This is a genomic window from Cohnella xylanilytica, assembly GCF_014212175.1.
GTDB lineage: Bacteria > Bacillota > Bacilli > Paenibacillales > Paenibacillaceae > Cohnella > Cohnella xylanilytica.
Window position 1 is genome coordinate 1 of record NZ_JACJVR010000165.1, and the last position, 5069, is coordinate 5069.

5 protein-coding genes are annotated in these 5069 nt (G+C 61.9%); all 5 read left to right on the plus strand.

Translation table 11 applies throughout. The features are described from left to right. The first annotated feature begins 156 nt into the window (after positions 1 to 156). Positions 157 to 522, plus strand: a complete 366-nt coding sequence (locus H7B90_RS32065; RefSeq protein ID WP_185139977.1) for a response regulator — start codon at positions 157 to 159, stop codon at positions 520 to 522. 202 nt (positions 523 to 724) lie between these two features. Then, a complete protein-coding gene (locus H7B90_RS32070) occupies positions 725 to 1810 on the plus strand; it encodes a GerAB/ArcD/ProY family transporter (protein WP_185139978.1) in 1086 nt (361 codons plus the stop codon). Position 1811: 1 nt separating this feature from the next. Then, the gene (locus H7B90_RS32075; protein ID WP_185139979.1) at positions 1812 to 3299 is read left to right on the plus strand and encodes a spore germination protein; all 1488 of its coding nucleotides are present in this window, start codon (positions 1812 to 1814) and stop codon (positions 3297 to 3299) included. Further along, positions 3296 to 4405 (plus strand): GerAB/ArcD/ProY family transporter, encoded by a 1110-nt coding sequence (locus H7B90_RS32080; RefSeq protein WP_185139980.1) that lies wholly within the window; start codon positions 3296 to 3298, stop codon positions 4403 to 4405. Before H7B90_RS32075 ends, H7B90_RS32080 begins: the two co-directional genes overlap by 4 nt. Beyond that, the coding region (locus H7B90_RS32085) for a Ger(x)C family spore germination protein (protein ID WP_446483102.1) at positions 4402 to 5069 on the plus strand (668 nt) is incomplete at its 3' end. The genes H7B90_RS32080 and H7B90_RS32085, both read left to right, overlap by 4 nt.

Sequence of the window (5069 nt, forward strand, 5' to 3'; positions counted from 1 at the left end):
GGTGGACGGCGTATCGCGGGTCGTGAGGATGCGTTCGGTTCAGCCGGCCGGCGGGGAGAGGGACGGTCCGGGAGCGGCCGATGGCGAAGGGATCGGCCGGACCGGCGAAGGTTTGGCGGGTATCTTGAAAGTCGAACGGATTCTGGAGGAACAGCCATGGCAACCATTCTGATTGCGGACGACGCGCCGGTCATGAGGAGAATGCTGGCCTCGATTCTGACGCGCGCGGGACATCGGATCGTCGGAGAGGCCGAGGACGGGCGGCAGGCGGTCGAGCTGTACCGGGAGCTTAAGCCCGATCTCGTCACGATGGATATTACGATGCCGGAGCTGGACGGCATCTCCGCGATCCGGGAGATTCTCCGGGAGGAGCCCCGGGCGCGGATCGTCGTCTTCTCGGCGCTTGACCAGCAATTGCTGATCGTGTCGGCCATCGAAGCGGGAGCGAAGGACTTCGTGGTCAAGCCGTTCCTGGAAGGCAAGGTCGTCGACGTCGTGACGAACGTTCTGAGGGGCAAGTGAACGGAGGCCGACGCGCCGTCGATCCACCCCGTTCATAGCAGACGAACAAGCCGAAGGGGCTGTTCTCCATGGTCGACCGGGACCGGGGGGGACGGCCCTTTCGGCGTCGCGTCCATGGCGCGGCCGCTCGGGATGCATGATTTTCCTCCATTCGTTCCATATTATCAATGCGATGTCAGTTCATTCCACGAGGGAGCTCGATATGCAGTCCTTCAGCCGCGTTCAGCTGGCCGCGACGGTCTTCCTGTTCCAGCTCGGCAGTTCGCCCTTGTTCCTCCTGGCGGGGGAAGCCCGCAGGGACGCGTGGCTGTCTGTGCTCGTCGGGATGCTGTCCGGGCTTCTTCTCTTGATTCTCGTCACGCTTCCCATTCACCGCCGCGAGCCGGGCAAGAGCTTGATCGAGATGCTGCCCGCGTACTTCGGGAAGTGGCTCGGAGGCGCCGTCGCCGCGGCTTACGTGCTTTATTTCTCCTATAAATCCGTTCGGAACGTGCGCGAATTCGGCGACTGGATGATCCTCTACCTGCTTCCCCAGACGCCGCTGTACTTCATCATGCTCGTTCTCATGCTGATCTCCGCGTTCGCCGTCTACCACGGCGTCGAAGTGTTCTTCCGGCTCGCGGAGCTGCTCTGGCCCTGGATCGTTCTGATGTACGCGATTCTGTTCGGCATTATTATTTTCTCGCATCTGTTCCATCCCGAGAACCTTCAGCCCGTCATGGAACACGGCCTGAAGCCGGTGCTGGAGGCCGCCCTTCCGGAGGTCGTCTCGTTCCCGTTCGGGGAGATGGTGCTGTTCCTCATGTTCTGGAAGCACTCCGACCGCGCGCGGGAGACGTCCCGGACGACGCTGTTCTCCTTCGCTTCGGCAGGCTTGTTCCTCGTCTTCGCCAACATGACCTTGATCTGCGTTCTCGGGGCGATGGCCGGAACGAGCGTTATTCCTCTGCTGGAGGTGACGAGCTTGCTGAAGTTCGCCGAACGGCTCGATCCGTTCGTCCTCCTGATGTTGTTCATCGGCGTGTACATGAAGCAGACCGCGTATTATCTCGGAGCTTCCCTGGCGCTGTCGCAGCTGACCGGAATGAACCGGAAGCTGGCCATCGTGCCGATCGGAGCCCTGATCTATTTCGGTTCGCTCGCGTTCCGCAGCTATATGCAGCAGGTGCGATTCGGCTTCAAGTACAACCTGAATTACCATTTTCCGATCTTCCAGATCGCGATTCCTCTGGTGCTGCTGACGGTCATGCTGATTCGGTCTCCCAAACCTGCGACGACGGGGGAATAAAATGAGATGGTTCGGACTGCCGCTGCCGTTCCGAAGACGGCGCAAACCCGCCGGCGACAGCGCGGCGCCGGAGAATGGCCGGACCGACGGGCCCGCCCTCTCCCGGAAACTTCGGGTCAACCTGGAGATCATCCGCCGCGAGCTCGGGAACAGCTCGGATCTGACGATCCGGATGCTCCCCGATCCGTCCGGCCGCGACCTCGCGGCCGTCGTTTACATTGGCGGAATCGTCAACGTCGACGCGATCAACCGGATGATTCTCGATCCGATCCAGAGCCGCATTCAGGAGCTGGCCGGCCATAACCGGATTCCCGGGCCGGACCTGCAGTCCATGCTGACGAGCGAGGCGGTCCGGATCGGGAACGTGAAGGAGATCGGCGGCCTCGGGGCTCTGATCGACGCGATGCTCTCCGGTTCGACGATCGTGCTGCTGGAGGGCAGCTCCCTGGCGTTCTCGGCCGCGACCCGAGGCGGCGAGAAGAGGTCCGTCGACGAACCGAGCTCCCAGACGGTCACCCGCGGTCCGAAGGAGAGCTTCACGGAAGACGTCCAGACGAACGTCTCGCTCATCCGCCGGCGCATCAAATCCCCGCTCGTCCGGGTCGAGAGCCTGAAGATCGGCCGGCATACGCAGACGGACGTGAATCTCGTCTACATGGAGGGAATCGCCGACGAGAAGGTCGTCCGGGAGATCCGCCTTCGGCTCTCGCGAATCGATGTGGACGGCATTCTGGAGAGCGGGTACGTGGAGGAGTTTATCCAGGACGAGGCATGGACCCCCTTCCCGACGATCCAGAACTCGGAGCGTCCGGACGCCGTCGCGGCCGGCATTCTGGAAGGACAGATCGCGATTATCGTCGACGGGACGCCGTTCGTTCTCTACGCTCCGGTCACGTTCGTCAAGTTCTTCCAATCGAGCGAAGACTATTATCAGCGCTACGACATCGCGACGTTCCTCCGAATCCTTCGTCTCGTCTCGTTCTTCGTCTCGATGCTGCTTCCATCGATGTATATCGCCATCACGACGTTCCACCAGGAGATGNNCGCGATCTCCATCGTCGGCGCGCTCGTGCTCGGCCAAGCGGCGGTGCAGGCCGGCCTCGTCTCGGCCGCGATGATCATCGTCGTGTCGTTCACGGCCATCGCCAACTTCGTCATTCCCGCGCTCAACATGGCCATCGCGGCAAGGCTGATCCGGTTCGTCATGATGATTCTCGCGGGAACGCTCGGCCTCTTCGGGATCATGGCGGGGATGATGATCCTGTTCATTCACCTGGTCGGCCTGCGTTCGTTCGGGGTGCCGTACATGACGCCGTTCACCCCGATCGTCTGGCCGAACATGAAGGACGTCTTCGTTCGGGTCCCCTGGTGGGCCATGAAGAAGCGTCCGATGACCATCTCCCCGAACAATCGCACGCGGCAAGCTCCGGGACAGAAGCCGACCCCTCCCGGGGACGAATCGTCGGGCAGACAGGAGCGTCGAACATGAAGCGCAATCTGACCTTCTACCAATGCGCGACCATGATCATGATGATTATCGCGCCCACTGCCTTCCTGATCGTCCCCACCGCCACGCTCAATTACGCGTCCCAGGACGCCTGGATGTCCGTTCTGCTGTCGACGGCTGCCGCGGCCCTTCTGATGGCCGTGCTCGGGGTATTCGCCCGGAGCAACCGGGAGGGCGTTCCGTTCCTGGATTGGCTGGCGGGCCGGATCGGCCGTCCCGCCGCCGCCGCAGCCGGCTTAGCGCTGGCCGTCCACTACTTCGCGACGACGTCGAAGGCGCTTCACGAGTTCATTCAATTCCTCTCCGCGGAAGTGATGCCGAATACGCCGAACCCGGTCCTGTACGGCGTAACGATCTTGGTCATGATCTACGCGGCAGCGGAAGGACTGGAGACGATGGGCCGCATCTGCCTGCTGGCGACGCTTATGTCCGCCCCGATGTACGCGTTGTCCATGCTCTTGCTGTACGCCAACGTCCATCCGAACTTCATGCTGCCGATCGGCGAGAATTCCTTCCGCGAGATCGTGCAGGGCAGCATAACGCCGTTCGGACTCATGTCGGAGGGGGCCGCTATCCTGCTGTTCGCCCCCTACATGGCGAAGCCGGAACAAGCTCCGAAGGCGGCGTTCTGGGGAGTGCTGCTCGTCGGAGCGGAGCTGCTGCTCGCCGTCTTGCAGGCGCTGCTCGTCTTCGGCCCGAACATCGTGAAGGACATGAGATACCCTTCGTTTACGCTGATCTCGGTCATCGAATTCGGCCGGTTCCTGGAGAGGGTGGATCTCTTCTTCGTGATGTACTGGACGGTTACCGTCTTCATCAAGCTGAGCTTGCTGCTGTTCGTAGCGGTCCACTGCCTGGAGCGGACGTTCCGCGTGCGGGCCGGACAACCTCCTTACCTGTTCGCGGCGGGCCTTCTGCTGCTTCTGGACGCCTCCTTGACATGGAGGAGGGATTACAAGCTGCATTCGGGCGAGTACATATCGAATCTGGCGCTGATCAGCCTGAATGTGCTGCTTCCGCTCGCGCTCTGGTTCGCGTGCTTGGCGTTCCGCAAGGGGAGACGGGGAATAGGAGGGACCAACGCTTGAAGACATGGAAGCTTATCGTCTCGCTCCTCGCGATCCTCCCGCTGGCGGGGTGCTGGGACCGCACGGAATTGAACGAGCTGTCGATCACGGCGGCGACCTCCTTCGACCGGGACGAGGACCAATGGGTCGTCTCCTACCAGGTCGTCATTCCGTCGGCGATCTCCGGATCGATGGGCAACGTGAAGGGGGGAGCCTCCCAGCTGCCCGTCATCGTCTACTCCACCCACGGGCCGACGATTCGCGAAGCGGTGTTCCAGAGCGCGTTCGAGAGCCCTCGCAAGCTGTTTTTCTCTCACAACCGGGTAGTGGTCATCTCGGATGAAGTCGCCCGCCAAGGGCTGAAGCCGATCATCGACGTCTACTTCCGCAACCCGGACGCCCGGGAGACCGTCAACGTCCTGATCGCCGAGGGGAAAGCCCGCAAAATCATCGAGCAGCTCATGCAGATCCAGATCATTCCCGGAGACGGCATCTTCGAGACGATGAGGACGGAGAACCGGCTGTACTCCGCTCTTCCGTCGACGAATATGTACGAGCTGGCCATGGAGCTGACGAGCTCGGCCCGCAACGCGGCGATTCCCGAGATTCTGATCTCCGGCTCCCGTCCGGTGACGACCTCCGACCAGATGAACAGCACGACCCTGTCGTCCAAGATTCGCCTCGG

Excerpts from the sequence above, each read along its gene's own strand:
- H7B90_RS32080 (WP_185139980.1), top strand. The coding sequence starts at position 3,296 with ATGAAGCGCAATCTGACCTTCTACCAATGCGCGACCATGATCATGATG.
- H7B90_RS32065 (WP_185139977.1), top strand. The coding sequence starts at position 157 with ATGGCAACCATTCTGATTGCGGACGACGCGCCGGTCATGAGGAGAATG.
- H7B90_RS32070 (WP_185139978.1), top strand. The coding sequence starts at position 725 with ATGCAGTCCTTCAGCCGCGTTCAGCTGGCCGCGACGGTCTTCCTGTTC.